The sequence below is a fragment of the Kribbella sp. NPDC003505 genome (genome assembly GCF_040610875.1).
Lineage (GTDB): Bacteria > Actinomycetota > Actinomycetes > Propionibacteriales > Kribbellaceae > Kribbella.
In genome coordinates, this window is record NZ_JBEXNA010000003.1 from 251,226 (window position 1) to 277,269 (window position 26,044).

32 protein-coding genes are annotated in these 26,044 nt (G+C 69.1%); 15 read left to right on the top strand and 17 right to left on the bottom strand.

All coding sequences use genetic code 11. From position 1 onward, the window contains the following. The first annotated feature begins 4 nt into the window (after positions 1–4). Positions 5–1,273: a glycoside hydrolase family 125 protein gene (locus ABZX12_RS10265; protein WP_355691741.1), complete on the top strand. Its 1,269-nt coding sequence runs from the start codon at positions 5–7 to the stop codon at positions 1,271–1,273. Here the strand turns inward: ABZX12_RS10265 and ABZX12_RS10270 are convergent. The 7 genes from ABZX12_RS10270 to ABZX12_RS10300 form a co-directional block, all read right to left on the bottom strand. After that, positions 1,266–2,111: an ABC transporter permease gene (locus ABZX12_RS10270; protein WP_355691743.1), complete on the bottom strand. Its 846-nt coding sequence runs from the start codon at positions 2,109–2,111 to the stop codon at positions 1,266–1,268. The two genes, ABZX12_RS10265 and ABZX12_RS10270, sit on opposite strands and share 8 nt — an antisense overlap. After that, entirely contained in the window at positions 2,101–3,036 is a 936-nt protein-coding gene (locus tag ABZX12_RS10275; protein ID WP_355691745.1) for an ABC transporter ATP-binding protein, read from the bottom strand. Before ABZX12_RS10275 ends, ABZX12_RS10270 begins: the two co-directional genes overlap by 11 nt. A gap of 76 nt (positions 3,037–3,112) precedes the next feature. Continuing rightward, positions 3,113–3,538, bottom strand: a complete 426-nt coding sequence (locus ABZX12_RS10280; RefSeq protein ID WP_355691746.1) for a hypothetical protein — start codon at positions 3,536–3,538, stop codon at positions 3,113–3,115. Between the two features lie 165 nt (positions 3,539–3,703). Next, the gene (locus ABZX12_RS10285; protein WP_355691748.1) at positions 3,704–4,369 is read right to left on the bottom strand and encodes a response regulator transcription factor; all 666 of its coding nucleotides are present in this window, start codon (positions 4,367–4,369) and stop codon (positions 3,704–3,706) included. A gap of 50 nt (positions 4,370–4,419) precedes the next feature. Then, positions 4,420–5,067 (bottom strand): response regulator transcription factor, encoded by a 648-nt coding sequence (locus tag ABZX12_RS10290; protein WP_355691750.1) that lies wholly within the window; start codon positions 5,065–5,067, stop codon positions 4,420–4,422. Further along, positions 5,064–6,203, bottom strand: coding sequence for a histidine kinase (locus ABZX12_RS10295; RefSeq protein WP_355691752.1), 1,140 nt, complete (start codon positions 6,201–6,203; stop codon positions 5,064–5,066). The genes ABZX12_RS10290 and ABZX12_RS10295 overlap by 4 nt, the downstream gene beginning before the upstream one ends. 145 nt (positions 6,204–6,348) lie before the next feature. After that, positions 6,349–7,110, bottom strand: a complete 762-nt coding sequence (locus tag ABZX12_RS10300; protein WP_355691753.1) for an FCD domain-containing protein — start codon at positions 7,108–7,110, stop codon at positions 6,349–6,351. Between the two features lie 74 nt (positions 7,111–7,184). Between ABZX12_RS10300 and ABZX12_RS10305 the strand changes: the two genes are divergently transcribed. Next, positions 7,185–8,396: an alpha-hydroxy acid oxidase gene (locus tag ABZX12_RS10305; protein ID WP_355691754.1), complete on the top strand. Its 1,212-nt coding sequence runs from the start codon at positions 7,185–7,187 to the stop codon at positions 8,394–8,396. 15 nt (positions 8,397–8,411) lie between these two features. Here the strand turns inward: ABZX12_RS10305 and ABZX12_RS10310 are convergent, their stop codons facing one another. The 3 genes from ABZX12_RS10310 to ABZX12_RS10320 all read right to left on the bottom strand — a co-directional run bounded on the left by ABZX12_RS10310 (position 8,412) and on the right by ABZX12_RS10320 (position 11,519). Next, positions 8,412–9,545, bottom strand: a complete 1,134-nt coding sequence (locus tag ABZX12_RS10310) for a sensor histidine kinase (RefSeq protein WP_355691756.1) — start codon at positions 9,543–9,545, stop codon at positions 8,412–8,414. 79 nt (positions 9,546–9,624) lie between these two features. Continuing rightward, complete coding sequence (locus ABZX12_RS10315; RefSeq protein WP_355691758.1) at positions 9,625–10,263, bottom strand: pyridoxamine 5'-phosphate oxidase family protein; 639 nt, start codon at positions 10,261–10,263, stop codon at positions 9,625–9,627. Then, positions 10,263–11,519, bottom strand: coding sequence for an MFS transporter (locus tag ABZX12_RS10320; protein ID WP_355691759.1), 1,257 nt, complete (start codon positions 11,517–11,519; stop codon positions 10,263–10,265). The genes ABZX12_RS10315 and ABZX12_RS10320 overlap by 1 nt, the downstream gene beginning before the upstream one ends. A gap of 121 nt (positions 11,520–11,640) precedes the next feature. Here ABZX12_RS10320 and ABZX12_RS10325 point away from each other — a divergent pair, with 121 nt between their 5' ends. Then, a complete protein-coding gene (locus ABZX12_RS10325; protein WP_355691761.1) occupies positions 11,641–12,141 on the top strand; it encodes a hypothetical protein in 501 nt (166 codons plus the stop codon). Positions 12,142–12,197: 56 nt separating this feature from the next. Here the strand turns inward: ABZX12_RS10325 and ABZX12_RS10330 are convergent, their stop codons facing one another. Continuing rightward, positions 12,198–12,842, bottom strand: a complete 645-nt coding sequence (locus ABZX12_RS10330; protein WP_355691763.1) for an alpha-ketoglutarate-dependent dioxygenase AlkB — start codon at positions 12,840–12,842, stop codon at positions 12,198–12,200. Between the two features lie 110 nt (positions 12,843–12,952). On the opposite strand from ABZX12_RS10330, the gene ABZX12_RS10335 reads away from it, so the two are divergent. The 5 genes from ABZX12_RS10335 (at position 12,953) to ABZX12_RS10355 (ending at position 15,417) form a co-directional block, all read left to right on the top strand. Further along, positions 12,953–13,450 (top strand): DNA starvation/stationary phase protection protein, encoded by a 498-nt coding sequence (locus ABZX12_RS10335; RefSeq protein ID WP_355691765.1) that lies wholly within the window; start codon positions 12,953–12,955, stop codon positions 13,448–13,450. Further along, positions 13,450–14,046, top strand: coding sequence for a sulfite oxidase-like oxidoreductase (locus ABZX12_RS10340; RefSeq protein ID WP_355691766.1), 597 nt, complete (start codon positions 13,450–13,452; stop codon positions 14,044–14,046). Before ABZX12_RS10335 ends, ABZX12_RS10340 begins: the two co-directional genes overlap by 1 nt. Continuing rightward, positions 14,016–14,765: a ferredoxin reductase gene (locus tag ABZX12_RS10345; protein WP_355691768.1), complete on the top strand. Its 750-nt coding sequence runs from the start codon at positions 14,016–14,018 to the stop codon at positions 14,763–14,765. Before ABZX12_RS10340 ends, ABZX12_RS10345 begins: the two co-directional genes overlap by 31 nt. Positions 14,766–14,830: 65 nt before the next feature. Next, entirely contained in the window at positions 14,831–15,034 is a 204-nt protein-coding gene (locus ABZX12_RS10350; RefSeq protein WP_355692841.1) for a DUF6510 family protein, read from the top strand. Next, complete coding sequence (locus tag ABZX12_RS10355; RefSeq protein WP_355691770.1) at positions 15,034–15,417, top strand: nuclear transport factor 2 family protein; 384 nt, start codon at positions 15,034–15,036, stop codon at positions 15,415–15,417. The genes ABZX12_RS10350 and ABZX12_RS10355 overlap by 1 nt, the downstream gene beginning before the upstream one ends. 91 nt (positions 15,418–15,508) lie before the next feature. Here ABZX12_RS10355 and ABZX12_RS10360 read toward each other — a convergent pair whose 3' ends face one another. Next, positions 15,509–16,426 (bottom strand): NADP-dependent oxidoreductase, encoded by a 918-nt coding sequence (locus tag ABZX12_RS10360; RefSeq protein WP_355691772.1) that lies wholly within the window; start codon positions 16,424–16,426, stop codon positions 15,509–15,511. 207 nt (positions 16,427–16,633) lie between these two features. Between ABZX12_RS10360 and ABZX12_RS10365 the strand changes: the two genes are divergently transcribed. The 4 genes from ABZX12_RS10365 (at position 16,634) to ABZX12_RS10380 (ending at position 18,834) form a co-directional block, all read left to right on the top strand. Beyond that, positions 16,634–16,885 (top strand): hypothetical protein, encoded by a 252-nt coding sequence (locus ABZX12_RS10365; RefSeq protein WP_355691773.1) that lies wholly within the window; start codon positions 16,634–16,636, stop codon positions 16,883–16,885. Positions 16,886–16,946: 61 nt separating this feature from the next. Beyond that, the gene (locus ABZX12_RS10370) at positions 16,947–17,276 is read left to right on the top strand and encodes a hypothetical protein (protein WP_355691774.1); all 330 of its coding nucleotides are present in this window, start codon (positions 16,947–16,949) and stop codon (positions 17,274–17,276) included. Between the two features lie 244 nt (positions 17,277–17,520). Further along, positions 17,521–18,186: a sigma-70 family RNA polymerase sigma factor gene (locus ABZX12_RS10375; protein ID WP_355691776.1), complete on the top strand. Its 666-nt coding sequence runs from the start codon at positions 17,521–17,523 to the stop codon at positions 18,184–18,186. A gap of 48 nt (positions 18,187–18,234) precedes the next feature. Then, on the top strand, positions 18,235–18,834 hold the full coding sequence (locus ABZX12_RS10380; protein WP_355691778.1) for a molybdopterin-dependent oxidoreductase: 600 nt from the start codon (positions 18,235–18,237) through the stop codon (positions 18,832–18,834). A 100-nt stretch (positions 18,835–18,934) separates the two neighbouring features. Here the strand turns inward: ABZX12_RS10380 and ABZX12_RS10385 are convergent, their stop codons facing one another. From ABZX12_RS10385 to ABZX12_RS10400, 4 genes are all read right to left on the bottom strand, one after another. After that, positions 18,935–19,798 (bottom strand): alpha/beta fold hydrolase, encoded by an 864-nt coding sequence (locus ABZX12_RS10385; RefSeq protein ID WP_355691780.1) that lies wholly within the window; start codon positions 19,796–19,798, stop codon positions 18,935–18,937. A 41-nt stretch (positions 19,799–19,839) separates the two neighbouring features. Next, positions 19,840–20,613 (bottom strand): SDR family oxidoreductase, encoded by a 774-nt coding sequence (locus ABZX12_RS10390; RefSeq protein WP_355691782.1) that lies wholly within the window; start codon positions 20,611–20,613, stop codon positions 19,840–19,842. 77 nt (positions 20,614–20,690) lie between these two features. Beyond that, positions 20,691–21,677: a GNAT family N-acetyltransferase gene (locus ABZX12_RS10395; protein ID WP_355691784.1), complete on the bottom strand. Its 987-nt coding sequence runs from the start codon at positions 21,675–21,677 to the stop codon at positions 20,691–20,693. Between the two features lie 6 nt (positions 21,678–21,683). Continuing rightward, complete coding sequence (locus tag ABZX12_RS10400) at positions 21,684–22,124, bottom strand: DUF5709 domain-containing protein (protein ID WP_355691786.1); 441 nt, start codon at positions 22,122–22,124, stop codon at positions 21,684–21,686. A gap of 124 nt (positions 22,125–22,248) precedes the next feature. On the opposite strand from ABZX12_RS10400, the gene ABZX12_RS10405 reads away from it, so the two are divergent. Continuing rightward, the gene (locus ABZX12_RS10405; RefSeq protein WP_355691788.1) at positions 22,249–22,890 is read left to right on the top strand and encodes a TetR/AcrR family transcriptional regulator; all 642 of its coding nucleotides are present in this window, start codon (positions 22,249–22,251) and stop codon (positions 22,888–22,890) included. Between the two features lie 14 nt (positions 22,891–22,904). Here the strand turns inward: ABZX12_RS10405 and ABZX12_RS10410 are convergent, their stop codons facing one another. After that, positions 22,905–23,636 carry a GNAT family N-acetyltransferase gene (locus ABZX12_RS10410; RefSeq protein WP_355691789.1) on the bottom strand — a complete coding sequence of 244 codons (732 nt, stop codon included), beginning with the start codon at positions 23,634–23,636 and terminating at the stop codon, positions 22,905–22,907. A gap of 153 nt (positions 23,637–23,789) precedes the next feature. On the opposite strand from ABZX12_RS10410, the gene ABZX12_RS10415 reads away from it, so the two are divergent. Together ABZX12_RS10415 and ABZX12_RS10420 are read left to right on the top strand one after the other, a co-directional pair. Continuing rightward, positions 23,790–25,169, top strand: a complete 1,380-nt coding sequence (locus ABZX12_RS10415; protein ID WP_355692843.1) for an amidohydrolase — start codon at positions 23,790–23,792, stop codon at positions 25,167–25,169. Next, positions 25,166–25,963, top strand: a complete 798-nt coding sequence (locus ABZX12_RS10420; protein WP_355691791.1) for a dienelactone hydrolase family protein — start codon at positions 25,166–25,168, stop codon at positions 25,961–25,963. The genes ABZX12_RS10415 and ABZX12_RS10420 overlap by 4 nt, the downstream gene beginning before the upstream one ends. Positions 25,964–26,044 lie beyond the last annotated feature (81 nt).

Genomic DNA, 26,044 nt, shown 5'->3' on the forward strand with positions numbered 1-26,044 from the left:
GTTGATGATCGACCCCGAGGTCCTCGCCCGCGCCACGGAGGCTGTGCGGAAGGCGGGCGGCGACGACGTGATCGCGGAGATGTTCCGGCGCTCGATGGCCGAGAACCTGCCGGCCGTCGCCGAGCGGCTGCCGGACGGGACCACGTTCGTGCTCACCGGCGACATCCCGGCGATGTGGCTGCGCGACTCGGCCGCGCAACTGCGCCCGTACCTGCTGCTGTGCAAGGACGACCCGGGCCTGCAGGAGATCCTGGTCGGCGTGCTGCACCGGCAGCTCGAGTACGTCGTCCTGGACCCGTACGCGAACGCCTTCAACCAGGAGGCGAACGGCGCCGGTCACGTCACCGACGAGACCGAGATGTCGCCGTGGGTGTGGGAGCGCAAGTACGAGATCGACTCGCTGTGCTTCCCGCTCGAGCTGGCCTACCGGCTGTGGCGGATCACCGGCCGCGCGGACGTGATCGACGACCGCTTCCGGGCCGCCGCGGAGGCGATCGTCGAGCTGTGGACCGTCGAGCAGGACCACGAGGCGCGCTCGCCGTACCGGTTCCAGCGGCACGACGACCGGCCGTCGGACACCCTGGTCCGCGAAGGACGCGGGCGGCTGACGCGACCGACCGGGATGTCGTGGAGCGCGTTCCGGCCGAGTGACGACGCGACCGAGCTGGGCTTCAACGTGCCCGGGAACATGTTCGCGTCGGTGGTGCTCGGGTACCTGCAGGAGATCGCGACCGAGGTGCTGCGCGACGAGCCGCTGGCCGACCGGGCGAAGGCGCTGAAGGCCGAGATCGACGAGGGCATCGCGACGTTCGGCACGGTGCAGCATCCGGTGCACGGCCGGGTGTACGCGTACGAGGTCGACGGCCTGGGCGAGACGTTGCTGATGGACGACGCCAACATGCCGAGCCTGCTCTCGATCCCGCTCACCGGCTACGCCGCGCCGGACGACCCGACCTACCTCGCGACACGTGCGTTGCTGCTCAGCCCGTCGAATCCCTACTACTACAGCGGTACGGCGGCCGCCGGGATCGGCAGCCCGCACACCCCGCCGCGCTACATCTGGCACATCGCGCTCGCCGTGCAGGGGATCTCCAGTACGTCGGCGCAGGAGCGCCAGCAGTTGCTGGAGCTCCTGCGCGACACCACCGGCGGCACCGGCCAGATGCACGAGGGCTTCGACGTCGACGACCCCACGCAGTACACCCGCGAGTGGTTCTCCTGGGCCAACGCGATGTTCTGCGAGCTCGCGTTGGTGCACGCCGGGATCAGGTGACGTCGCGGCGTCGCGTGGTCCAGGCCGCGAGGACGGCGAACACCGCGCAGTAGCCGATCAGGGTCAGGAGCGCCCGTCCGCCGCCGACCGCATCGCGGACGCCGGGTGGTGCGTCGGCGGCGGCCATGCCGGTGACGCTGAAGACGAGTGAGCCGGCGTTCGTACCGGGCAACGCGTTGGCGAGCCAGTCCAGGCTCGGCAGCAGACTGCTCACGACGCCGGCCAGCAGCGTCTCGATGCCGAGGATCCACACCACACCGAGGCCGATCGGCAACGCGACGTTGCGGAAGGCAACGGCCAGGACGGCACCGGCGAGGCACCACATCATCAGCACCAGCCAGCCGCCGCCGAGGCCTTGCAGGAGATCGCCGAGGCCCGGCCAGTTCGTCGAACCGTTCTCGGCCGCGGCGACGCCGAGGCTGCACAGCGCGCAGGCGGCGAAGATCCCGAGCACCCAGAGCGCGATCATCGTGCCCAGCGCCAGGAACTGCGCGCCGAGGATCGTGCCGCGCTGCGGGCGCTGGGTGAGGACGGTCTTCAGCGTGCCCCAGGTGTACTCGCCGCCGATCACGATCGCGCCCAGCACGAGCGCGAGCGCGCCGGCGAAGATCGGGTACCCGCCGATGGTGTTGTCGACGACGCGTTCGGGCAACATGCCGCGCAGGATCTCGGCGCGCGGTACGCCGTCGGTCTGCGGGTTGTCGTCGCCGGTCGCGTAGCCCAGGTACGGCAGCAGGTACCCGAAGATCAGGCTCAGCACCAGGCCGGCGCCGAACAGCACCCAGACGGCGGAACGCTTGCGGAGCTTGAGCAGTTCGGCTCGGTAGCTACCCAACATCGGTGGTCTCCTCCCCGGTCGACAGCTCGGTCGACAGCTCGGTCGACAGCTCCGTGGTCAGCTCGAAGAAGATGTCTTCGAGCGCGCGTTCGGTGGTGTGCAGCTCGGACACCTCGATGCCGGCCTCGACGAGCGTCCGGTTCACCTCGGCGGCCTTCGCCGGATCCACCTGCACCCGGAGCGTGTCGTCGTACTGATGGACGCTGCCGAAGCGGGCCAGCAGGCGCTGCGCGTCGTCACGCGGCGACGCCCTGACCACCAGCTCCTGCTCGCCGCGCAGGTCGTCGACGTTGTGCTCGGCAACCATCCGGCCGGCGTTGATGATGCCGACCCGGTCGCAGATCTGCTGTACCTCGCCGAGCAGGTGGCTGGACAGCAGCACGGTCCGGCCGCCGCTGCCGAGCTCGCGGATCAGTCGGCGCATGTCGCGCATCCCGGCCGGGTCGAGGCCGTTGGTCGGCTCGTCGAGGATCACCAGCTCCGGGTCCTTGAGCAGCGCCGCCGCGACTCCGAGGCGCTGCTTCATCCCCAGGGAGTACGTCGAGAACCGGTCGGTCGCACGATCGGCGAGGTCGACGAGTTCGAGCACCTCGTCGATGCGCTGCCGCGACACCCCGGCGTACTCGGCCAGCAGCCGCAGGTTGTCCAGGCCGGACAGGTACGGGTAGAACGCGGGCGACTCGATCATCGAGCCGGTCCGCCGCAGCACGCCGGACTCGCCCGGCCAGCCGCCCAGCACCCGCACCCGGCCGCTGGTCGGCGCGATCAGCCCGGTGAGGATCCGGAGCGTCGTCGTCTTGCCCGCCCCGTTCGGCCCCAGGAATCCGTACACCTCACCCGGCAGCACCGTCAGATCGACACCGTCAACCGCCAAGGTGTCGCCGTATCGCTTCGTCAGCCCGCTGACCTCAACTAGCGCATCCATACCTAGAGCCTGACCGTCACCCCCCACCTCCGGCGTCGCCCAGGAGGAGTCACCGGCCCTACCCCGAGGGGAGTAGTCAGGTGCTGGGATTGGTCTCCAGCCGTTGCACACTGCCTGCCGCGAGAGCTTCCGCCACGTGCTCGAAGCCGCTTCTGATCAGGTCGCCGTAGTCCCCGGCGGGGAGCTTCGAGAGGTTGGCCTCCGCCATTGCGAGGTGCCGTCGGGCTTCTTCGGGGCGGCTCAGCCGGCGGTAGTCGTCGGCGAGGCTGAGGTGCAGGGACGGCAGCCACTGGTCGTCCGAGACGAGCTCCAAGGCCCGGAGATCCCAGCTCAGCTCGTCCTCGGTCTGATCCTGTACGTCGGCGAGGAAATGCGCGATCACGCACCGGGTCGCCGGGTCGTCGATCTCCTCCCAGAGCGCGGTCAATCGGGTGCGGGCAGCCTCACGATCCCCGCCCCGTCCGGCCTCGACAGCGGCGGTGATCTCCTCCAGTCGCATCATGCAACCACCCTCGCCCCTCGACCAGCTGGAAGGTCAACTCCGCAGACGAACCCGTGCAGTCTCGACAGGACGTATCCGTCGACAACAACCCACAGACCTCGAATCACGCGAGCCGGCAGCCGCGAGTTACAGAGACGTCCTGTCGACCTTGCACGCTCCGGCGGGTCAACCGAGCCAGCCGGGCCGCACGAGCCCGGTTTGATAGGCGACCACCACCAGTTGGGCGCGGTCGCGGACGCCGAGTTTGATCATCGCGCGGCTGACGTGGGTCTTCGCGGTCGCCGGGCTGAGTACCAGCCGCCCGGCGATCTCGTCGTTCGACAGGCCTTCGCCGACCAGCGCGACGATCTCCTTCTCGCGCTCGGTGAGGACGTCGAGCTCCTTGCTCGCATGCGGCTGCCGCGACCGCGACGCGAATTCCGCCACCAGCCGGCGCGTCACACCGGGAGACAGCAGCGCGTCACCGCGCGCCACCACCCGCACGGCCTGCAGCAGTTCGACCGGCTCGGTGTCCTTCACCAGGAACCCGCTGGCCCCGACCCGCAGCGCCTCGAACACGTACTCGTCGAGGTCGAACGTCGTCAGGATCACGACGTGCACGTCGGCCAGCTCCGGATCCGCGCCGATCTGTCGAGTCGCCTCCAGCCCGTCCGTCCCGGGCATCCGGATGTCCATCAGTACGACGTCGGGCTTGTCCCGCCGCGCCATCGCGACCGCCTCGGCGCCGTCCGCGACCTCGCCGACCACCGTGATGTCGTCCTCGGCGTTCAGCAACGACCGGAACCCGGCCCGCACCAACGCCTGATCGTCCGCCAGCAGCACCCGAATCATGCGCTGGAGCCTAGAGGACGCGCGGACAGATGGCACTTGCCGCGCGTCCTCTAGGCGAGCCCCGCGTCATGTGCGAGCAGCGCGATCTGCGTGCGGTTCCCGAGCTCGAGCTTGGTGAGGATGTGCGAGATGTGCGCCTTCACGGTCGCCAGGCTCATGAACAGCTCGGAGGCGATCTGCGCGTTCGCCTTGCCCTGGGCGACCGCGAGCATCACGTCGTACTCCCGGGGCGACAGCCGCTGCAGCTTCTGTTGCGCGATCGTGTGCGCATCGGCCTGGACGGCGGCGCGGTCCATCAGCCGGCGGGTGATCGCCGGCGACAGGATCGGGTCACCGGCCGCCACCCGCCGTACGGCGTCGACGATCTGCGCAGGCGGCGTGTCCTTGAGCAGGAACCCGCTCGCTCCGGCGCGGAGCGCGTGCAGGACGTTCTCGTCGGTGTCGAACGTGGTCAGCACGACGACCTCGGGCGGGTTCGTCCGCGCCCGCAGCCGCCGGGTCGCGACGATCCCGTCGACCCGCGGCATCCGCAGGTCCATCAGCACGATGTCCGGGAAGTGCGCGTCGACGGCCGCCGGTACTTCGTCACCGTCGGCGGCCTGCGCGACCACGGAGATCCCGTTCGCACCGTCCAGCATCATCTCGAGGCTGGCCCGGACCAACGCGTCGTCGTCCACCACGAGCACCCGGATGTTCACGAGGGCCACGGTAGCGAGGCCTCCAGCCGGAACCCGCCACCGGGCACCAGCCCGTGGTCGAGCGTGCCGCCCGCGAGCTGGACGCGCTCGGTCAGCCCGACCAGCCCGGTCCCGCTCCCGGGCGCCAGCGGCGTACCGTTCGAGGCCGGGTTGGTCAGCTCGATCCGCAACCGATCACCCGGTTCGCCGGACACCAGCACGGTCACCGGGTGTCCCGCCGCGTGCTTGCGAGCGTTGGTCAGGCCCTCCTGCACGACCCGGTACGCCGTCCTCCCGGTTGCCGGCGGCAAGGACGCCGGATCGGCGACCTGGTCCTCGTACGCGATCGTCGTACCGGCCTCGCGGGATTCGTCGACGAGCGCCCGGAGGTCCCCGAACGTCGGTTGCGGCCGGCCTTCGTACACGTCCTCGTCGCGCAGCACGTTGATCACCTCGCGCAACTCGTCGAGCGCCTGGTGGACACCGGTCCGGATCACGCCGGCCGCCTTGGCGAGCTTCTCCGGCGACGAGTCCGGGCGGTACTCGAGCGCACCGGCGTACGTCGCGAGCAGCGAGAGGCGATGGGCGAGGACGTCGTGCATCTCGCGCGCCATCTTGGTGCGCTCGAGCGAGCGCGCCTCGGCGATCCGGCGGCCCTGCTCGGCCTCCGCGCGCCGGGCGCGTTCCCGCAGTGACTCCAGCAACTGCCGCCGTGCCTGCGTTCCTTGCCCCCATCCGAGCAGTGCGGCGTGCACGGCCACGTCCAGGACGGCGAACCAGAGGAACGGGAGGCCGTGGATCGGTTGCCACAGGCCCTGGATCAGGTGCGCGACGGTGCCGATCACGGCGACCAGGATCGCCGGACGCCAGGGGCGGCGCATGGCCACGTTCAGCGTGCCGAGGGTGGAGGGCGGTGTGGCGGCGGGGGAGAGGGCCGCCAGGACGGCGAGTGCGATCGCGCCCGGCACCGGGCGGCGGAGCGCCACCGGGATCAGCGCGACCGCGAGGATGCCGACCACGATGTCGAGGAGCAGGAACTTGTGGTGCTCCGGATCCGGCAGCCGGCCGACGATCGTCAGCGCGACCAGGACGCCCATCGCGCCGGTCGCGACGAGGTCGACCCGCTTCGACGGCTTCCGCGGCATGCACTCCTCCATGACGCCGACCCTAGGCGGTCGGCCCCGATCCCTACCACCGACCAAAGTCGAAGCCGCATAGACTTCCGGTCGGCCGGACCCAGCACATCGGCGCGATCGCCGTCGTGGTGTCGGCATCGGGCTCGGCGCCAAGCTCGACCTCGCGTCACTCCACCTGGTCGTGGGCGCGGTTGTCATCCTGGGCCTGCGCCGCACCAGCCTCAGCGGCGCCGAACGGTGCTAACTGGGCCGCCTGGTAGAACCCCCGGATGTGCGCGGTCACGAGCCCGGCCGCGCGCTCCGGGTCACCGCCCCGCACCGCCGCCAGGATCGCCCGGTGCTCGGCCCGCAGCCCGACCGCGGTCGCCTCCCAGTCCGGGAGGTTCGGTACGGCGGCCAGCACGTACCCGTGGATCGCCGACCGCAGCGACGTCATCACCGCGGCGATCAGCACGTTCCCCGCCAGCCCGGACAGTGCGACGTGGAACTCCGCGTCGAGCACGTGGAACTCCTCCGGCGACAGCGCGGTGTCGTCCATCCGGTCGAGCAGTTCCTCCGCGACCTTCAGTTCGTCCGCTGCGAGCTCCCGCGCCGCGGCCTCCCGCGCCGACCAGGACTCCAGCAGCAGCCGGGTCTGCACGACGTCGCCCATCGGCAGATGATTGGTTGCCAGGTGCAACCGCAGTACGGCGGTCAGCGGCGACACCGGCTCGGCCACGATCACCGCGCCGGCCTCCGGCCCGGAGCCGGTCGCGGTCCGCACCACGCCCATCGCCTCCAGCACCCGGACCGCCTCCCGCACCGACGGCCGGCTGATCCCGAGCTGCTCGGCCAGCGCCCGCTCACCGGGCAGCCGGCCGCCGATCCGCAGCCGCCCGGCGGCCAGATCGGCCTCGACCCGGTGCAGGACCAGCTCGTAGTTCTTCATGTGGACAAGCCTATCTGTGTGGTCGGACCACAGGGTAGGGTGTGGTCCGACCACAGATTCAGCCGGGAGACCTGATGACCGATCGCCAGATGCCCAAATGGTCCGAGTTGAAGCCGCTGCTGCGGCCGAAGCCGATCACGGTGAACCCGACCGAGCGGCGCCTGGAGAAGGCGCTGACGATCGCGGACCTGCGGGCCATCGCGAAGCGCCGGACGCCGCGCTCGGTGTTCGACTACACCGACGGCGCCGCCGAGGCGGAGATCAGCCTGCGCCGCGCCCGCCGGCTGTTCGCCGAGATGGAGCTGCAGCCGTCGATCCTGCGGGACGTGTCCGACATCGATCTCGGGACGTCGATCCTCGGTGGCCGCTCCGAGCTGCCGTTCGCGTTCGCGCCGACCGGCTTCACCCGGATGATGAACCACGAGGGTGAGAGCGCGGTCGTGAAGGTCGCCGAGCAGGTCGGCATCCCGTACGCGTTGTCGACGATGGGCACCACCTCGATCGAGGACGTCGCGGCCGCGGGCCCGAACGCGCGCAAGTGGTTCCAGCTGTACGTGTGGAAGGACCGCACGGCCGGTGAGGACCTGGTGAAGCGGTCGGCCGCCGCCGGGTACGAGGCACTGATGCTGACGGTCGACGTACCGGTTGCCGGTGCCCGCCTCCGCGACGTCCGCAACGGCTTCACGATCCCGCCGTCGCTGACCGCGAAGACCGTCCTGGACGCGTCGCTGCACCCGGCCTGGTGGGCGAACCTGCTGACCACGCGGCCGCTGACGTTCGCCTCGCTGTCCACCTGGGACGGCACCGTCGCGGAGCTGCTCGACAAGCTGTTCGACCCGACCATGACGATCGACGATCTCAACTGGCTGCGCTCGATCTGGGACGGCCCGCTGATCGTCAAGGGCATCCAGACCGTCGAGGACGCCCGCCGGGTCGTCGACGCCGGCGCGGACGCGGTCGTGCTGTCGAACCACGGCGGCCGCCAGTTGGACCGTGCCCCGACGCCGTTGCGCATCCTGCCCGAGGTCCGCAAGGCCGTCGGCAGCGACGCGGAGATCTACCTCGACACCGGCATCATGTCCGGCGCCGACATCGTCGCCGCGATCGCGCTCGGCGCCGACGCCTGCCTGGTCGGCCGCGCGTACCTGTACGGCCTGATGGCCGGCGGTCAGCGCGGTGTCGCCCGGGCCGCGGACATCCTGACCAAGGAGGTACGCCGCACGATGGCCCTGCTCGGCGTCTCCCGCGTGGCCGACCTGAACCCGTCCCACGTCCGCCTGCCCTGACACCGGCCGGCGTGTTCACAGCGGCAGCGTCGCCGTGATCCGCAGGCTGCCGGTCGGTGTGCGGTTCGCGGTCAGGGTGCCGCCGAGTGCGGTGGCGCGTTCGCGCATCCCGGAGATGCCGTTGCCCTCTTGGGGCGCACCGGCCAGCGACTCCCCGTTGTCGTCGACCTGAAGCACCAGGGATTGCTCGCCGTACTGGATCCGGACCGTCGCCGACGTCGCCCGGGCGTGCCGTACGACGTTCGTCAGCGACTCCTGGACGATGCGGAACGCGGCGCGGTCGAGTCCGGCCGGCAGCGGCCGGGGGTCGCCGTGCACGATCTTGTGTACGTCGAGGCCGGCCCGCTCGGTCCGGCTGATCAGGTGGTCGAGGTGATCGAGTCCGGCGACCGGCTGCCGCGGCGCGGACTCGTCGGACTGCCGCAGCACGCCGACGATCGAGCGCAGCTCGACCAGCGCCTCCTTGCTCGCGTCCTTGATCGCGGACAGCGCCGGGGCGGCTTGCTCGGGCTGCCGGTCGACCAGGTGCAGCGCGGTGGCTGCCTGCACGTTGATGAGCGAGATGTGGTGCGCGACGACGTCGTGGAGCTCCTGCGCGATCCGCAGCCGTTCCTCACCGGCGCGGCGCAGCTCCGCCTCCTTCCGTGTGCGCGCCGCGGCCATCACCCGGTCGCGGTGCGCGCGGAAGAGCTCGGCGACGAAGCCGAGGACGCAGAAGCAGGTGCCGACGAGCAGCACCTGGTAGACGCCCTGCTCGTTGATGCCGAGGATCATCCGCCCGCCGACATGGCCGACGTACAGCGTGATCAGCCCGAGCCAGCCCGCCAGCCGGTGACCGAGCCGGATCGTGGTGAACACGGCGATCACGAACGCGAACACGACCGGGCCCCACGGATACTCGCGGAGCATGTAGACCAGCGTCGAGAGGACCGTTGCCCACAGCACCGGGATCGGGTTCGTCCACAGCCAGTACAGCGACAGCGAGCCGATCAGCAGCAGGACCACCATGAGCACGTCCGGCTCGTGGCGGTCGGTCTGACCGCGGGACGCACCGAACGTGCCGACCACCGAGAACACGGACAGCGCCACGGGCAGCAGCACGCGGCGCACTCGTGCCCCGAGGGTCGGGGTCACCTCTGTCGTGCTCACAGTACGGAACCGTAGAGGCCGGGCGGGGCCGGTGTCATCGTCGCCACGGAGTACATCGGCCTGCGCCCGGCGCGGTAGTTCAGTACTTGACCTTGTAGATCTTCTCCTCGTACGCCGTGCCGTAGTACTCCTCCAGCGTCGCGAGCTCCTCGTCGGGCCGCTCCAGCGCCTTCGCGATCCGCGGGCGGCTCGGCATCGCCTCCGGGTTCCAGGTCTCCGGCTTCCACAGCTGCGAGCGCAGGAACGCCTTCGAGCAGTGGTGGAAGATCTCCTCGATCTCGACCAGCAGGGCGAGCTGCGGGCGGTTGCCCTTCACGACCATCTCGTCGAAGAACGGCGCCTCGCGGACGATCCGGGCGCGGCCGTTGATCCGCAGCGTGTCGCCGCGGCCGGGCAGGAAGTAGATCAGCCCGACGTGCGGGTTGGAGAGGAGGTTGGTGAACCCGTCGACGCGCCGGTTGCCGGCCCGCTCCGGGATCGCGATCGTGGTGGCGTCGAACACCTTCGTGAACCCGGCCCGGTCGCCCTTGGGGGAGACGTCGCAGGTGCCGTCGGCCGCGGACGTGGCGATCAGGCAGAACGGGGAGGCCGCGAGCCACTCCCGGTCGAGGTCGTGCAACTCCTTGCGGGCCTTGCCGGCGGCGGCTGCCAGTGGTTGCGGGACGACCTCCCGCAGCTCGTCGTACGTCGTGATCTCGACCAGTCCGGGAATCTCCATCAGGCGGCGTTCTCCTCTACCAGCGACGGCGTGGCGTCCTCGTTGACGGCCCTCGTCCGCGCAGCCCATCGTACGGCGGGACCAGTCGCGCAACTGGTCCCCAGGAACAGTGCGCCGACGACCAGCCAGCCGATCGGGCCCCAGCCGAGCACCACCGTGGTGAGCAGTGCCGGGCCGAGCATCCGGGCGATCGCGGGGCCGGTGCCGAAGAAGCCCTGGTACTGACCCTGCTTGTCGGCGGGGGCCAGCCCGAAGCTGATTTCCCAGGCGCCGGAGGCGAGTTTCATCTCGCCGAGAGTCAGGAGTGCGGCGGCGATGACCAGGACGACGGCGGTGAGCGGGGCGCTCAGCCCGGCGGCGGTGGTCGCGAAGACCGCGCAGGCGGCCAGCATCGCGACACCGGCGTACCGGACGCTGCGGGACGCGGTGCGCAGATCCTTGACGCGCTTCGCGATCCGGACCTGGAAGAACGTGACGCCGAGGGTGTTCACGATCATCAGCGAGGCGACGACCCAGTCGGGTGCGTTCGTGCGGGTGACGATCCAGAGCGGGCCGACCAGGCTGATCAGCGGCATGAAGAGCAGCATCACCGCGTTGATCAGCGCGAGCACGGCGTACGGACGGTCGTGCAGCACGGCCAGCCGCGGCTCGCCCGCGACGCGCAGCGTGGTCGCGATCGACGGCACCCGGCGCAGCAGCCCGGCCGCGATCAGGAAGCTGAGGGCGTCGACCGCGAACACAGTCAGGTACGCCGCCGTGCTGTCGAACCGGAGCGCCACGCCGCCGAGAAGCGCGCCGATCGCGAGCCCGGCGTTCACGGTGGACTGCAGGAACGCGCGGATCCTGGTCCGCTCCGCCGGGGCGACCAGGCCCGCGAGCAACGCCTGCCGCGCCGCGGTGAGCCCGGTCTGACTGCACGCGTAGATCACCGCGGCGATCAGGAAGCCGGCGAAGCTCCTGACCACCAGGAACGAGGCGACTGCCGTTGCTGTCGTCAGCGCCAGCAGGACCGCGGTGCCGCGGGCTCCCTTGCGGTCCGCGAGGTTTCCGAGCGGGACGCCCGCCAGGAATCCGACCAGCCAGGCGATCGTCAGCCCGAGCCCGACCTCCGCGGTCGAGAGCCCGACCACGCGGGTGAAGAACAACGCCGAGGTGACGACGAACGCCCCGTCCCCCACCGAGTTGGCCAACTGCGCCATCGCGAGATCCCGCGGCGCTCCGGACGGCGGAAGCATCTGCCCAAGTCTGCTGCTCATGTCCTCGAGCCTAGATGCGCAACGGCCCACCCAAGAGATCCATTCCCGCCTCCAGAACATGGGCCAATTTCAGCTGTGGACAACCCGGCCCGGCGGCCGGAATCACGGCACCTTTACAGGCATGAGCTTCGAGAACCTCTCCGCTACCTGGCCCGACCGCCCGCTCACCGACCCCGCCGTCACAGCCGACGTCGTCGACCTCATGGTCAGCCACGGCGACCGCCGCCGAGGCACCCTCACAGTCCTCATCTGCGCCCCCGACGACCACTACCTGGCCACCGTAACCGTCGAACTCCCAGCCGACGCCATCCCAGCCGACGCAATCCCGCCCGAGGCCGTCTCGGTCGACCGGTCGAGCCATGCCGCAGGCCCCAGCCCGGCCCAGGTCTGCGGGACCGCCATGCACCCGATCATCCCGGCGGTCCGTACCGCCCCCGGCACGGCTCTCATCCTGGCCCTCGGCCGCCCCGGCCCCGCCTGCCTGAGCGACCTGGACAACCAGTGGTCACAAGCCGCCACCGCCATCTGCCGCGCCGCCGGCATCCGCCTCCTCGGCTTCTACATCGCCACCAAAGACGGCATCTACAGCCCAGACATCACCGCCTCCGCAGCCGCCGCATGAAACCGGCCTACGCGACCTGGCCCCTAGCCCCGCCCTCAACCAGAAGGTCCGGTGGCTTATCGGACGCCGCGCGGGCGGAACTGGATGCTGATTCGAGGGCCCACACGGCCGGTGGCTTTCGGGATGGCGTGTTCCCAGGTGCGTTGGCAGGAGCCGCCCATGACGATCAGGTCGCCGTGGCCGAGTGGGTACCGCACGGTCGAGCCGACCGGTCCGCTGGCGGCGCCTGGCCGTGGTCGCAGGGCGAGCACTCGTGGCTCCCCGACAGACAGGATCGCGACCATCGTGTCCTCGTGGTTGCCGCGCCCGATCCGATCCCCGTGCCACGCCACGCTGTCCCGGCCGTCGCGGTAGAAACACAACCCCGCCGTACGGAACGGCTCGCGCAGCTCGTCCGCGTAGTACCCGCTCAGCGCACCCCGCGCCTCGTCGAGGATCGGCAAGGGCAGCTCCGCGGTCTCACCGTAGAAGCACAGCAGGCGCGGCACGTCGACTACCCGGTCGTACATCTGCCGCCGCTCCGCCTGCCACGGCACCTCCCGAGCCAGCCGCTCGTACACCTGATCCGCCCCCGTCAACCACCCCGGAAGCACGTCGATCCAGGCCCCGCGCCCCAACTCGGTCCGCGACACCCCGTCCAGCGACCCCAACTCCGGATCCGCGAACGCATCCAGCAACGAGCCCTGAAGGTCAGCACCCATGCCCCCACCATACCCCCGCACACCTGAAACTCGAACACCTGTTCCCCTCGAAGATTCCGCGGCGGCGAGGAAAGGTCCGGCGGCCGACGTGTCACTGAGGAGGTATGTCTATGGAATCTGTTGCCAATTCTGTGCAGTTGCCGCCACTGGACAATCCGAACGAGCGGGCGGCCGTCGGTGAAGAACTGCAGGTCGTGCTGCACGACCTGATCGATCTCTCCCTGATCGGGAAGCAGATGCACTGGAGCGTGGTCGGGTCGGCCGCCCGTGGCGTGCATCTGTTCCTCGACGAGCTGGTCGGCGAGTGGCGCGAGCTCGCGGACCTCGTCGCCGAGCGTGCGGTGACGCTGGGATTCGTTCCCGACGGCCAGAGCTCGGCGGTGGCGAGCGGGTCACGGGTCGAAGCCGTCCCGGCGCGGTCGCTCGCCGACCATGCGGTGGTCTGGGAGTTGGCTCGGCGGGTGGCGGCGGTGGCCGAGCTGATCCGGGCACGGCTCGGCGCGATCGGTGCTGCGGATGTCGTGACGCAGGACGTCCTGGTGAGGGTGGTCGGGGCGTTGGAGAAGCAGCAATGGCTGCTGCGTGTGCAGCTGGGGGAGAAGGCCTGATGGCGGTCAGCAGGGGGTTCCTCGGCCGGCGCACCGCAGACTCTTCGCGAGTGCCGCCCGGGCAGTACGTCACGCGTGACTTCCCGGTGCTCTCGGCCGGGCCGACGCCGTACACGCAACTGGAGACCTGGGACTTCACGATCCGTGGTGCTGTGGATCATCCGGTGTCCTGGTCGTGGGCCGAGTTCCAGGCCTTGCCCCGCGAGACGTTCACCGTGGACATCCACTGCGTGACCAAGTGGACGAAGCTGGACATGACCTGGTCAGGGGTGTCCCTCGACACCTTCCTCGACGCGGTGCCGACGCAGGCGTCGTACGCCGTGGCGTTCTCCGACGGCGGCTACACGACGAACGTTCCGGTGGCGGACCTGCGCGGTGGAAAGGCCTGGGTCGTCGACGAGTACGACGGGCGGCCGCTCGAGCCGGAGCACGGTGGTCCGGCGCGGCTGCTGGTGCCCCATTTGTACTTCTGGAAGAGCGCGAAGTGGATCCGCGGTCTGGACCTGCGCCCGACGGATCAACCCGGCTTCTGGGAGATGTTCGGCTATCACAACTATGGAGACCCGTGGAAAGAACAGCGCTACTCCGGCGACTGACCTGGCGGACCGGCACGGTGATCTCGACGACCTTCGAAACTCCGCGGGTGAAGACCATCACGCTCGCGGTCGCCGATTGGCCCGGGCACCGTGCCGGGCAGCACGTCGACGTACGGCTGACAGCGCCTGACGGATATCAGACCGAGCGGAGTTACTCGATCGCGTCAGGACCGGAGGACGACGGCCTGTCACTGACCGTCGAGCGACTCGACGACGGGGAAGTGTCTCCCTATCTGGTGGACGAGCTGCGGGCAGGCGACGAGCTCGAGTTCCGCGGGCCGATCGGCGGTCATTTCACCTGGGACGACGACGTCGGCGGCCCGTTGTTCCTGGTGGCCGGTGGATCCGGGGTGGTCCCGCTGCGCTCGATGCTTCGGCATCATCGCGCCGTCGGGAGCCGAGTGCCAGTTCGCGTGCTGTGCTCCGCGCGCTCCCTCGAGCTGCTGATCTATCGCGAGGAGCTCATGGAGATGGCGGCCGACGACCTCGTCACGGTCTCGATCACCTTGACGCGGGCAGCCCCGAGCGGCTGGCAGGGCTATCGCGGGCGCATCGACCCGATGCTCTTGTCCACGGCCGGGTGGGCGGCCGGCTGTGATCCGCTGACCTACGTCTGTGGCCCGACCGCGTTCGTCGAGACGGCTGCGGCCGGGTTGGTGTCCTTGGGGTACGCCGCTGAACGGATCCGGACCGAACGCTTCGGCGGGACAGGCGGGTGACGACAATGGGACCACTCGACGGCAACGCCCTGGCGGGTGTGCTGCACGACCTCTTCGGGCGAGACATGACGACCATGGGCTACACGTGCACCAGTTGTGGCCGGACGGGGGTGATGGCGGAGCTGGTCGTGTACATGTCAGGGCCTGGCGCGGTGGCGCGCTGCAGGAACTGCGACACGATCCTGCTGATGCTGACCGAGCGCCATGGCAGGTACTGCGTCGACATTTCAGGCATGACAGAGACACCTGCACCTTTGAAAGGAGACTGATGACCATCCAGAACCCACCCGATCCGGGCGCGGCCGACCTGGCGAAGCAGCTGCCGGCGGCGATCATGAGGTACCTGCGCGAGGCCGATCCCCAGCGCAAGGCGAATGCCCACGACCTGTTGTCGGCGTTCGCGGCCGACGCGACGGTGATCGACGACGACGGCACCACCTACACCGGCCACGACGAGATCCATCGGTGGCGGGAGAGCGAGACCAGCGAGTACACCTACACGGTCGAGGTCGGCCACGTCGAGAAGTTCGACGACGCCCATTACGTCGTCACGAATCATCTCGAGGGTGACTTTCCCGGTGGCGAGGTCGACATCATCTACCGTTTCACCCTCGTCGACGGCCTCATCAGCAGGCTCGAGATCGCTCCCTGACCCCGGCGCCTGTCCTGCGGTGCCGGCTGGTGCTGAAGGACGACCTCCCTCGAGGTTGTCCTTCAGCACCGTTGCCTCGGAAGCCGGTCAGCTACGAGCGAAGGCGGACGATCGTCTTGCCCTTCAGCCGTTCGGTCGAGTTGAAGGTGGCCACCGCGTCGTCGAGCGTTGCGACGGTGCCGATGTTCGTCCGCAGCCGCCCGTCCCGAACCCGCTGGACGATCTCGGTCAGCTGGCCCCGGTCCGCCTCGACGACGAAGTCGATCGCCAGCCCGTCCGCCGGCCGCGCCTCGGGCGGGCCCACGACGGTCACCAGCGTCCCACCGGGTTTGATCCGGGCCGCGGAGCTCTTCTGGACGTCTCCGCCGATCACGTCGAACACCAGGTCGACCGGCCCGACGTCGTCCAGCGAGTCGTTGGCGAGGTCGACGAACTCGTGCGCACCGAAGTCGAGTGCCTTGTCACGGTCCGCGGCGCGTCCGGTGCCGATGACGTAGGCGCCGAACTCGCGGGCGAGCTGCGTCACCATCGTGCCGACGGCACCGGCCGCGCCGTGGGCGAGGACGCTCTGCCCCGATTGGAGGCGGCCGTGCTGAAACAGGCCCTGCCAGGCCGTCAGTCCCGAGATGGGCAGGCTCGCCCCCACGGTGAAGTCGACGTCACCCGGGAGCGGCGCGACGTTGCGTGCCTCGATCGCCACGTACTCCGCCAGCGTGCCGTCGCGATGCCAGTCCGCGAGGCCGAACACCCGTTGACCGACCGACAGACCTGTCGTGCCGTAGCCGAGCTCGGTGACCACACCCGCCAGCTCGTGCCCGAGGATCGACGGTGCTCGGTCCCGGCCGGCGCGGTCGGTCCAGGTCGAGGGCCACTCGAGCTCGGTCGGAACGTAACCCGACGCCTGGACCTCGACGACAACGTCGTTGATCGCCGCCGACGGCTCCGGCCGCTCCGCGAGCGTCATGCCGGCTGTTCCTGCTGCCTGGTCGGTCACCACGATTGCCCTCATCAGGCACCTCCTCGTATCCAGTCCTTCGCCGACACGGCACTGTCGGCTCGTAACCATTCGCGGCACCGCACACTCGACGTCTTACCACCAGAAGCGGCACTTGGCTGCAAGCAGGACGTAAGATCCGTTCCCGTCCGAACACCAACGGTTATCCGGACAGGACATCGGCGACAACGCGGCTTTCTGATCGACTGCTAGAGGTGAACAGTGACCGGCTGGCGGGAGGGGCTCGAGCGATTCCTCGCCACAGACCCGGACGACGTCGGGTGTGACGAGGCGACGGCTGTTCTGCACCTCTATGCCGAGCTTCTCGCAGCCGGAGTCGACGCCGCCGACCACTATCCCGGACTCGCGGCGCACCTGGCTGCCTGCGAAGCCTGTGCGGACGACGCCGACGGACTGCTGGCCGCCGTGCAGAACCACGATCCATTCAGCGACACGTCCGATCTCGACCCGTAAGCACGAGGGGATCGACGGCCACCAAGGAGTCGTACAGACTCGAAATGGAGGCCCGAGCGCGATGAGTGACAGACTGCAGGACTTCGACACGACCGACGGTGCGGCGGTTGCCGCGGCTGACATCCCGAAGGCGGTGACGGCCGGCCGGTTCGTCTACTCCGACGGTGCGACGCAGATCTTCACGATCGACGGGCAGACCACGTACACCGAGCGAGGACATGACAGCGCGGGGGAATGGTACGTCGATGGCCAGGGCAGGTTCTGCTCGTTCTGGCCGCCGAGCTATCGGGCCTGCTACGCGCTTCGCTGGATCGTCGAGGACACACGGATCGTCGGAGTCAGCTTCACCGGGCTCCAGGACGGCGTGACGTTCGAGGGCCGCTATGCGTGATCGGGTGCCGGCGTGTCTGCGACGGCGGCCCTGATCCTCCACGGCACCCCCGGCCGCAGCGTTCCACAGAAAACGGGACGAGATAGACCATTTACGGCTCACCTGAACAGCCGTGATGGCCTTATCTAGGCGGAGTGGACGGAGTCATGAATGGACGGTATCGTCCATCTTGCTGATCCGGGATGCGCCACACCGCCGTGCCGCACCTGTGGGGTCACCGTGTTCCGCTGATCGCCGGAGATCCATGAAGAGCCAAGCTTCCGAGTCCTCCCAGGTGCAGGTCGTCTCCATCGACGTGGCCCTGGAGAACTGTGCCTGGGTTCGCGACCTGAGCAGCGCGGGAGAGCGGCGCGAGCTTGCCAGCCGGCGCCTGTACGAGATCCTGCTGCGCGCCGCGCGAGCGGAGGTCGGCCGGCGGGCGACCAGGCTGCGACTCGCCGGACCGGAGCTGGACGACCTCGCGCACCAGGCCGCGGCCGACGCGCTGCTGGCGATCTGCGGCAAGATCGAGACCTTCCGCGGTGACTGCAAGTTCACCACCTGGGCGTACAAGTTCGTGATCTTCGACGTGGCCGCCAAGGTCAACCGGCACTTCTGGCAGCGAGCCGGTGTCGCGTTCGACGAGGAGGACTGGGGCCGCCTTCCGGCCCGGCTCGGCATCGGCCCGGAGGCGTACGCCGAGGGCCGGGACCTGCTGAACGCCGTACGCCGTGCCGTCGACGAGAGGCTGACAGCCAAGCAACGGACGGTGTTCGTCGCTCTGGTGCTGAACGGGATGCCCACCACGGTGCTCGCCGATCAGCTCGGCGCGACCCATAATGCGATCTACAAGACGATGTTCGACGCCCGCCGGAAACTGCGCGCCGCGTTGGTCGACGCCGGGTACCTGCCGGAGCAGCGAATCGCCTGATCGGTGTCGACGAGCAGCCCGACAGATCGGCCGGCAGGGGAGGACCGGATGGCAGTCGTCAACCGCGGGTTCGGTAGCAAAGGCCGGTCCGACGATCCCAGGCTCCCACCCGGCCAGCACCTCACCGACGGTTTCCCGGTGCTGTCGGCGAGTCCGACTCCGCTGATCCCCAAGGACACATGGGTGTTCACGCTCACCTCGGAGACCGGCGAGGAGCGACGCTGGCGGTGGCACGAACTCCTCGATCTTCCGTCCGAGCCGGTCGTCACCGACATCCACTGCGTCACCAGGTGGTCGAAATTCGACACTCACTGGGAGGGCGTCTCCGTCGATGTGATCCTCGCCGGCGTGACCACGGATGCGACCCACGCGATGGCCACCTGCTACGGCGGATACACCACCAATCTGCCGTTGTCCGAGCTCCGCGGCGGGAAGGCCTGGATCGTCTACCGGTACGGGGGAGAGGATCTCGGAGCGCTGCACGGCGGTCCTGCCCGTCTGCTCGTCCCGCAGTTGTACTTCTGGAAGTCGGCCAAGTGGCTCAACGGACTGCGGCTGCTGGTGCGGGACGAGCCGGGCTTCTGGGAGGGAGCGGGGTACCACAATCACGGTGACCCGTGGCGCGAGCAACGCTACGAGTTCGACTGACCGGTCCGGGGCGCGTCGGTGTGATCGACGGTTACCCGACGTCGGGAGTCGGGCTGTCGTTCAACGTGCCGATCGTCGCGCGCATTGTCGTCCTTCCGGTCTACTTGACGGTCTCGTCGTAGAAGCTGTTGATGCCGTCGACGATCTCCTGCAGGCAGTCCTCGGTTGCGAAGTGTCCGGAGTCGAGGCGGACCAGCTTCGCGTCGGGGAGGTCACGCAGATAGGCCTCGCCGCCGGCCGGGGTGAAGAAGATGTCACCTCGGCCCCAGAAGATCAGCGTCTTGGGCTGGTCGCGGCGCAGCCGTCGCTGCCAGGCGGGATACTGCGCCGCGTTCGTCCGGTAGTCGTAGAGGAGATCGAGTTGCACCCTGCGGGCGTTCGGGCGGGCCAGGAAGTGCAGGTCCAGGTTCCAGTTGTCCGGGCTGATCTTCGCCGGATCGCGATGGCCGGTCAGGTAGATCGCCTTCACCGCCTCCGGTTCGAGCAATGCCTCGACCGGCGCCTCTGTCCGCCGGGTGCGCTCGACCCAGAAGTCCTGACGGATCCCGTCCCAGATCTCGGTGAAGCCCTCGTCGTAGAGGTTGGAGTTCTGGATGACCTGCCACTCCAGCCAGTCCGGATGGAGCGAGATCAGCCGGTTCCCGATCTGACCGCCGTAGTCCTGCATGTACAGCCCCATCGGCCCGGTGAAGTCGATCGCCAGCAGCGACTCGTCGACGATCTCCGCGAGATGGTCGAAGCTGTAGTCCCACCGCGCGGGATCGGGCAGCTCGGTGTTCCCGAAGCCGGGGTAGTCGATCGAGACCAGGTGGAACCTGTCCGCAAGCGCCGGCATCAGGTTCCGGAACTGGTGCGACGAGGACGGGAATCCGCCGAGCAGCAGGAGTTTCGGCGCTCCCGCCGTGCCCGCCTCGCGGTAGAAGACCTGCAGCCCGCCGGCGGACACGGTCCGAAAACTCGTCATGGCACTCCACAGTCGTTCGGCGGGGTTCGGCCGGCACAGGTTCAGTTGCGCCCGGCCATGACGCCGCCGTCGACGTTGAGGATCGCGCCGGTGATCCAACTGGCCTCCGGAGAAAGGAGGAACACGATCGCGGACGCGATGTCCTGGGCTGTCCCGACCCGTCCCAAGGGATGGAAGGCGTCGAATCCCTTCACCGTCTCCTCGAGTTGGTCTGCCGGGACGAATCCCTCGTACAACGGTGTGGCCACCACCGCGGGAGCAACGGCGTTGACGCGAATGCCGTCGGCCGCCAGTTCCATGGCCAGGTTGTGGGTCAGTGCGTGCAGGCCGGCCTTCGCCATCGAGTAGCCGGTCGCCGGCGTCGCCGCCACGGCCTGATGGGCCCACATGCTGCCGATGTTGGCGATCGCACCGCCGGAGCCGCTCGCCTTCATCCCGCGAACCACTGTCTGGGTCAGGAAGAACGTCGCCCGGCTCAGCTCCAGGTAGGCGTCGTAGTCGTCCTGGCCGTAGTCGAGAAAGCCCTTGGGAATGAAGAATCCGGCCGCGTTGACCAGCAGCGTCGCGTCGGCGTGCTCGGCGGCGAGTTGCTCCTGCACGTCCTCCACCTGTTTGCGGTCCGCCAGGTCGGCGGTGATGCCCCAAGTCTCGCCCTTCTGGCCGAGCTCAGCGACGGTCTGGTCGACCTTCGCCTGCTGACGCCCGACGATGACTGCCTTGCCGCCTTGCCCGACAACCTCGGCAGCAGTCTGCCGACCCATGCCGCTGCTCCCACCGATCACGATCAGCTTGCGGCCTTCGAAGTATGCGCTCATCGGGTTTCCCCTCGATTCGTTCCGGGCCGGGGTGGCCCGGATGGTCCCTACCTGTGTGCCGGTCGGCGGGCCCGGCCTTACGGCTTCCCGGGATCCGGATGGGTGTGAGGTGCCTCGTCAGGCGTGCCGAACAGGTAGTGGGAGAAGGCGGAATGCTGATTCGCGTGCTCGGCCGACTCGCTCGGAAGCCCACGTCCTTCCAGCTCGTCCCAGGTCGAGTCGGCGATGCGCCACAGTTGGTGTGCCAGTCGGCCGGCGACTCCGGCGTGCGGCGAGTTGGGGTGCGGCCGCGTCGGCGACGTCCACTGCCGTTTCGCCAAGGATCGCGCCAGCTCCGTGGCGCCGTCGCCATCATGGAGTCGCTCGAGAGCGAAGACGATCCGCGCCGCGGTAGATTCGTGCTCGCTCAGGAGGCGTCGGGCCTCTCGCCACGTCTCGGCTGCGCTCAGGTCCAGGAAGCGCGCGTCGCCGTACGCCCTGCCTTTGAGCACTCGCAATGCTTGCTCGAACTGTTTGAGATTCTCGAGCAGCAGGGCTGCCTCGTCGCCGGGCAATCTCCTGGCCGCGGGCAGCAGGACATCGGCGACGGCCGCGGCGTGTTGCGCGGCGACAGCGGTGAACTGGTCCGTGACCCGACGCCTTTCGAATCCGTCCAGGCCCGGATCCTGAGCGCGTTCGGCGAGCTCTCGGAGCCTGGTGTGCTGGGCGTGTACGAGCTGCTGCAATGGCGCGGCGTGCGGATGTAGCGGTGGGTGTGACGCGTCGAGCACCACGAGGTACTCCGGCTGGGCGCGGAGAAAGCGGTCGACCGCCGGGCAGTAGTTCGTGACACGGACTCCATGGGCGATCAGGTCGTCGAGAACCGCTTTGATCAGCTCGGTGCCGAGTCCGCGGCCACGCTGGTCGGCGGCGATTTCGGTGTGCCCCAGGACACGTCGCCGACCGAGGATGCGGAAGTCGAGGGTCCCGACGATCGTGCCCGCGACAAGCAACTCGTACCTGCGCGACTCGTCGTTCTCGACCACGGTCACGTCGCGATCGGTGTCGTTGACCAGGGTCCTCATCGCTGATCAGCCGATCTCATCGAGCGCCACCGGTTCATCGTCGACAAGGTGGATCGCGGCTTCCTCGGCGCTCGCGGCGCCGCCGTCGATGCCGACGTCGGCCGCGACGAGCTCTTCGTCACGATCGAAGTGCGACCCTTCGTCCGGGGCGACCAGACGACCGGCACGATCGTGGCCGACCTCCGGGCCGTCGACGTACTCCGGGGGTACCGCGTACGGATCGATGTCCGGCTCCTCCTGGGCCAGCCGCTGCTCGAAGGTCTCGCCCTGCAACGCCTCCGCCGCGGTCGTGCCGAAGCCCTCGCCGGCCGACCACCTCTCCGGCGGTGAGTAACCCTCGTCGAGAAGATCGGCGACGCCGCGCCCGTCGAGCGTGTCCGCGAACTGGAGCTGGTCCTCGTCGTCCACGCTGTAACTGCCGTAGTACTCCCGACTGACTTCGCTCATGCGACCTCCTGTCGATCGGCCGGCGGTCTGCCGGCTGTGCACGAGTGGTTGGTGTCGGGCACGGCGGCATTGCTTACGCCGTCCGGCGCCAGCAATCGTTGCTCCGTCCCGATAAGCTCTTTGCGTGCCCGAGACTGTGAACGAGCTCGATCGCCGGCTGACCGCCCGCGGTGCGGCGACGCGAGCCCGTATCGTCGCTGCGGCCGATGAGCTGATGTCTCTCAAAGGCGCCGCGGCGACCACGCTCGACGAGGTGACCGCGGCGAGCGGCACGAGCAAGTCACAGTTCTACCGGCATTTCAGCGACAAGAGCGCTTTGGTCCAGGCGGTGATCGCACTGCGGGGCGGCCGGGTGCTCGAGCGCGAGGAGCAGTATCTGCGCAGAGTCGACTCGTTCAACGGGCTCGACCGATGGTGCAGGGCCATCCTCCAGCGGGTCACCGCACGCCGTGGAGCGCTGGGCTGCGAACTCGGATCCCTCTCGACCGAGCTCTCCGACCAGGACGAGGCGGCGCGCATCGATCTCGAGGCGCACCTGACATCGTGGATCTCCCTACTGACCGCCGCGCTCGAGCGGATGAAGGCCAACGACACGCTGTCCGAGGACGCCGACCCGGCGACGCTGGCGACGGGCATCATGGCCGCACTGCAGGGCGGATACGTCCTTGCCCAGGCGGCCCGTGATCCCGCCCCGATGCGGATCGCGCTCGAGCTCGCGATGGACTCGGTCCGAGCGCACGCGAAACCGGCCGGCGCCGGCACCTAGAGTTTCACCATGCGTCAGGCCGTCCGTGGTCTGGCGAGGATGTCGCCGTACTCAGGATTCTTCTCGACGAAACGGCGCACGACCGCGCAGTAGTTCGATACTGTCACCTCCCGCGTGCGGATGTCGTCGAGAGCGCGGCCGACCAGCACCCAGGAGAGTCCTTGTCCGCGGTACGTCGGTTCGACGACGGTATGCGTGATCGACAGCTGCGAGCCGATCACGTGGTACACGAGAAGCCCAGCCTGGTGGCCGTCGACGAGCAGCTCGTAGTACTCGTCTTCAGGGTGGTGGACGACAGACACTGTCGGCCGGGGTGCGGGATCTGGTTCAGCAACCGCGCCGTCGATGGTCAGCAGATCCGCCAGCGGAGCCGGCCAGCCCTCGCCGAATGCCTCGGGAGGTAGGTCGGACTGCCAGGTGAGGCCCGCTCCGGCCCGATCCCGGAAGTGGAGAACGAGCCGCCAGGCACCGTCGGCGTCCTGGAGTGGCGCCGCGGCGCGCACTCGAATACGCACGCTGCTCGGAAGCGAGTTGAGCATCACCGGCTGCGTCTGCACGGGCAGGGTCATTCGCCCGTCCTGCGAGCGCAGGCAACTCGTCCCGGTGCTGCTCCAGCTGGCCAGCACCACATCCGAGTCGTCACCACCGAACAAGGCCGCCGTGACACTCAGATCGACTGGCCGGCCGACCGCGGGCACCGTCAACCTGCCGTCGGCGAGGTGGTACCCCGTTCCGTCGGGTCGCATCGCTACGTCCTCCCTGCTTCGCACTCAGTAGAGGACTATATCGTCCACTGGCGAGTCCTTGACACCCGGCCCACTTGATCGTCTGATCCCGAAGTGGACCGATGCGGCCTCTTCAGTCCTTGACTGCCACCGATGGACCTCTGATTGGACAAGATGCTGTACGTCGACGAGGCGGGAGGACGAATGGCGCGACTGGTGGTCCGCAACGTGTCCGTGCTGGTCGTGCCCGAGGAGGGTGAGTGCCGCGTCGACGAGGCGCAGGACATCCTGGTCGAGGACGACCGGATCGTGTCCGTCGCGCCGACGGGAACTCATGCTGTGCAGACGACCGACCCTGCGGCACCTTCCGAGGTCCTGGACGGGACCGGGTTGCTGGCGGTGCCTGGGCTGGTGAACTCGCATACGCACAGTCCGATGGTGATGATGCGCGGGGCGGCCGAGGATCTGGCGATCGAGGACTGGTTCAACCGGCGCATCTGGCCGATGGAGGTCAACCTGACGCCGGAGCGAGTCCGGGTCGGGGCTCGGCTGGCGTGTGCGGAGATGTTGCTGGCCGGGGTGACGACCTTCGCCGACCACTATTTCCACGCCGACCAGATCGCCGAGGCCGCGGTCGAGTCCGGGATCCGCGCAGACCTCGCGCCGACGTTCTTCTCCTCGGCTGGTGAGCAAGCCCTCGGCGCGGCCTTCGACACGACCTTGGAGCTCGCGCACCGGCATCCGCGGATCACCGCGAGCCTCGGCCCGCACGCGACGTACACGGTCACCGACCAGGACCTCCGGCGTACCGCGGACTTCGCGCGGGCGGAAGGGCTGCGGATCCACGTGCATGCCGCCGAGACGGACGACCAGACGCAGGCCTCGCTCGACAAGCACGGAGTCACACCGATCCAGGTGCTCGAACGGACCGGTGTCCTCGACGCAGGCGCCCTGGTCGCGCACGGCTGCGGGATCCGCGCGGACGACCTGCCGATCCTGGAGCGGTACGCCGGGACGACCGTCGCGTCCTGCCCCAAGGTCTACCTGAAGCTCGCGATGGGCGAAGTCACCCCGATCAAGGCTCTGCGCGCGGCCGGCGTCAACGTCGGCATCGGCACCGACGGCGCCGCCGTGCACAACACCCTCGACGTCTGGGAAGCGATCCGCATGGTCGCCCTCACCCAGAAGCAACGTGAACACGACGCCGAGTGGATGACCCTGTCCGACACCCTCCGCCTGGCCACCCGCGGCAGTGCGGCGGCTGCCGGGCTCGCCGACCACATCGGCGTACTCGAGCCGGGCCGGCAGGCCGACATCGTCCTCGTCGACCTGAGCGCACCCCACAACCAGCCGCTGCACGATCCCCGCGCCGCACTCGTGTACTCGGTCCGAGCCTCCGACGTGGTCACTGTCCTCGTCGCAGGTCAGATCGTGGTGCGCGACCGCCGGCTGACGACCATGGACCTGGCCGGGGTCCTGGCCGATGCGAGATCCCTCGCCCACACGCTCGTGGACCTGTCCGCGGGCGGCGCCGTGCAACACTACGCGCCATGACCGCGGATCTGGCCTCCTGGCGGAGGGCGCCGTTCGCCGGTGCCGGCCTGACCTACGACTGCTTCGAGAAGGGCGAGGGACCCGGCGTCGTCCTGATCCCGGAGATTCCCGGGTTGACCCCGGAGGTGGCAGCGTTCGGCGAGCATCTGGTGCGCGAGGGGTTCACCGTCGTCATCCCGTCGCCGTTCGGTACGCCGGGACGCGCCGAGACCCCTGGTTACACGCTCGGCGTGATCGCGCGGTTGTGCGTCTCGAAGGAGTTCCGGTGCTTCGCGGCGAACGCCGAGCGCCCGATCACGCAGTACCTGCGGGCCGTCGCGACCGATCTGGCCGCGCGGACGCCGGGCCGCGGCGTCGGTGTGGTCGGGATGTGTTTCTCCGGCGGGTTCGCGCTCGCGACCGCGGTCGAGGACGTGGTGACGGCGCCGGTGCTGAGCCAGCCGTCGACGCCGTTCTCGGTGACGCCGAAGCTGCGGCGGGATCCCGGCCTGTCGCCGCAAGAACTCGACAAGATCAAGGAGCGGACCCGGGCCGACGGGCTCTGCGTCCTCGGTCTGCGCTTCAGCCGGGATCGGATGTCGCCGCCCGAGAGGTTCGTCACGTTGCGTGCGCAACTCGGCGACGCGTTCGAGGTGATCGAGCTGGACTCGGCATCCGGCAACCCTGACGGGTACGGGCGGCCCGCGCACTCGGTGCTCACCCGCGAGTTGCGCGAGGATCCGCCGAATTCGGCGTACCACGCCCGGACCCGGACCGTGGACTTCCTCCGTCGACAGCTGACAGCGACCGCGTGACGACGTTCCGTGCGGAAATGCAAAGATCGCGTTCGGTAACCCGAACGATGTGATTCAGTGGCCCTCCGGCGGGGAATCCTC